A 2582-nucleotide genomic window follows, 5' to 3' on the forward strand; every position below is an offset into this window, starting at 1 on the left:
GCTTTCTACCATCATTTCTTGTATTTTTTCAAACATAATTTTTTCCTCCATTTTTTCTGTTCATTATTTTTTAATCTTAGTAAATCTTTTATCCCTTTTTATTTTTATTTATTTAAAATTAATCTTTGATTAATTATTTTGTCCATTCAATCAAGCAAGCTCCTGAAGTAAGCCCTGCTCCAAATCCAACTGCAATTATTTTATCGCCTTTTTTAAGTAAGCTTTTTTCTTCCATCTCGCTTATCGCAATAGGAATAGATGCAGCTGAGGTATTTCCATACTCATTTATATTTATATAAAATTTATCCATAGAGATATCTAATTTTTTTGCCGCAAATTGGATAATTCTCTCATTTGCTTGATGTGGCACTATATAGTCGATATCATCTAAAGTTAAATTGTTTTGTTTTAAAATTTCTTTTATAAGCTTGACTATTGTAACTGTGGCAAATTTAAATATTTCACCACCATTCATTTGCAAGTAAGGATTAAAAATAGTAACTTCATCTACATAAGGATTATCTATATCCTTAGCTCCAATAGTAAGATTTTCCCACTTTGATCCCTTTGAGTTACAAATTACATCTATAATTCCTTCATTTTGATCTAAAGATAAAACAGCTGCTCCTGCTCCATCTCCAAATAATACACAAGTAGATCTATCCTTCCAATCCAATGCCTTTGATAATGTTTCAGCTCCGATAACAAGTGATTTTTTTATGTTGTTTTGCTTCATCATTGATTTAGCAACGTTGATTCCATAAATAAATCCTGAGCATGCAGCACTTAAATCAAACGCAAAAGCATTTTTAGCTCCTATATTTTTTTGAACTATACAGGCTGTAGCAGGTGTAAACATATCTGGTGTACATGTTGCTACAATTATTAAATCTATATCCAATGCATCTATATTCGCATTTGCTAACGCTTTTAAAGCAGCCTTCGAAGCTATATCTGATGTATTTTCTCCTGTAGTAATATGTCTTTGTTTTATGCCGGTTCTTGAAGTTATCCACTCGTCGTTAGTATAGACAATTTGACTTAGCATATCATTAGTAACGACTTTAGATGGTATATATTTTCCAACACCAGCTATAACTACATCGTTCATCTGCTCCTCCTTTTTTTAAATTTATTTTTAGTTTTTTAAAATATTTATGAATAAAATAATTTGATAATCAAAATTTATTACTACCAAAATATATTATAATTAAAACAAAAAGTCAACAACATTTTTTAAAAAAATAAATTTTTCTTTATTTAAAGTAATTTCTATAGTATAATTAGTTAATCTTAGTACATCTTTTATTTCCCATCGGAGGAAATATTATGAAACAATTAAAAATTGGAGACTTACTTATAAAGGTTCCCGTAATCCAAGGAGGTATGGGAATAGGAATATCTAGAGCTTCCCTAGCATCAGCTGTCAGCAATGCTGGTGGATTGGGAGTTATTTCTGGTATAAATATGGGATATGACGAAGAGGAATTCAGAAAAAATCCTCTTGCTACAAATTTAAAAGCTTTAAAAAAACATATACAAAAAGCAAAAGAATTATGCGACAATAAACCTTTAGGGATAAATCTTATGGTCGCTATGAATTTTTACGAGGAGCATGTTAAGGCTTCTATAGAAGCTGGAATTGATCTTATAATTTCAGGGGCAGGGCTTCCTGTTAAGCTACCTAAGTTTACAGAAGGTTCTAATGTAAAAATCGCACCTATAGTGTCATCTACAAAAGCCTGTAAATTACTACTTAAAATGTGGGATAAAAAATACAGTAAAACTGCCGATATGATAGTTGTTGAAGGCCCTAAAGCCGGTGGCCATTTAGGATTCCATGAGGACGAGCTAAAGGATATAGATACTATAGATTACGATGGAGAATTTTTAGGGATATTGAAAATCGCAGAGGAATATGGACAAAAATATAATAAAGATATCCCAGTAATTGCAGCAGGTGGAATTTCTACTAGCTCTGACGTAAAAAAATACATCGATATGGGCGCTAGCGGTGTTCAAGTCGGAACTAGATTTGTAGCTACAGAAGAATGCGATGCCGATATCAATTTTAAAAACGCTTATGTAAACTGCAAAAAAGAAGATATTGAAATAGTAAAAAGTCCAGTCGGTCTACCTGGCCGTGCTATACACAACAAATTCTTAGAAGGTTTAAAAACAAGTAAGCCTAAAATAGATAGATGCTATAATTGCATGGCAGCATGTAAGCCTTCTATTACTCCTTACTGTATATCTCAAGCCCTTATAAATGCAGTAAATGGGGATATAGACAACGCTCTTGTTTTCTGCGGAGCCAATGCTTACAAAATAGATAAAATTCAAACTGTTAAAGAAGTTATAGATGAATTGACTTCTGAAATTTTATAAGCATAAATAGAAAAATAGAAAGCCTCTGTATCAATTAAGATATAAGGCTTTCTATTTTTTGATGAAAATCTCCTATCCTCGTTACCATTACGATTAGAAACCTATACTTTCTATAACCCAGTCAGAGTCTTTACTTTTCTTTACGAGTTCCATATCTGTTGAATATATAGCATCTTTATCACTAGGTTTATACC

The 2582-nt window shown here is 31.4% G+C and carries 2 protein-coding genes; one reads left to right on the plus strand and one right to left on the minus strand.

Translation table 11 applies throughout. The annotated features are described in order from the left end of the window. Nucleotides 1-133 precede the first annotated feature (133 nt). Nucleotides 134-1111 carry a beta-ketoacyl-ACP synthase III gene (locus ACI3VO_RS11855; protein ID WP_439758113.1) on the minus strand — a complete coding sequence of 326 codons (978 nt, stop codon included), beginning with the start codon at nucleotides 1109-1111 and terminating at the stop codon, nucleotides 134-136. Between the two features lie 218 nt (nucleotides 1112-1329). Between ACI3VO_RS11855 and ACI3VO_RS11860 the strand changes: the two genes are divergently transcribed. Further along, on the plus strand, nucleotides 1330-2388 hold the full coding sequence (locus tag ACI3VO_RS11860) for an NAD(P)H-dependent flavin oxidoreductase (RefSeq protein ID WP_439758114.1): 1059 nt from the start codon (nucleotides 1330-1332) through the stop codon (nucleotides 2386-2388). The last annotated feature ends 194 nt before the right edge of the window (nucleotides 2389-2582 follow it).

Origin of the sequence: Intestinibacter sp. (assembly GCF_051866655.1) — a bacterium.
Lineage (GTDB): Bacteria > Bacillota > Clostridia > Peptostreptococcales > Peptostreptococcaceae > Intestinibacter.

What these genes read in the sequence shown, in the direction of transcription:
- ACI3VO_RS11860 (WP_439758114.1), top strand. Translation starts at nt 1,330, where the DNA reads ATGAAACAATTAAAAATTGGAGACTTACTTATAAAGGTTCCCGTAATC.
- ACI3VO_RS11855 (WP_439758113.1), bottom strand. Translation starts at nt 1,111, where the DNA reads ATGAACGATGTAGTTATAGCTGGTGTTGGAAAATATATACCATCTAAA.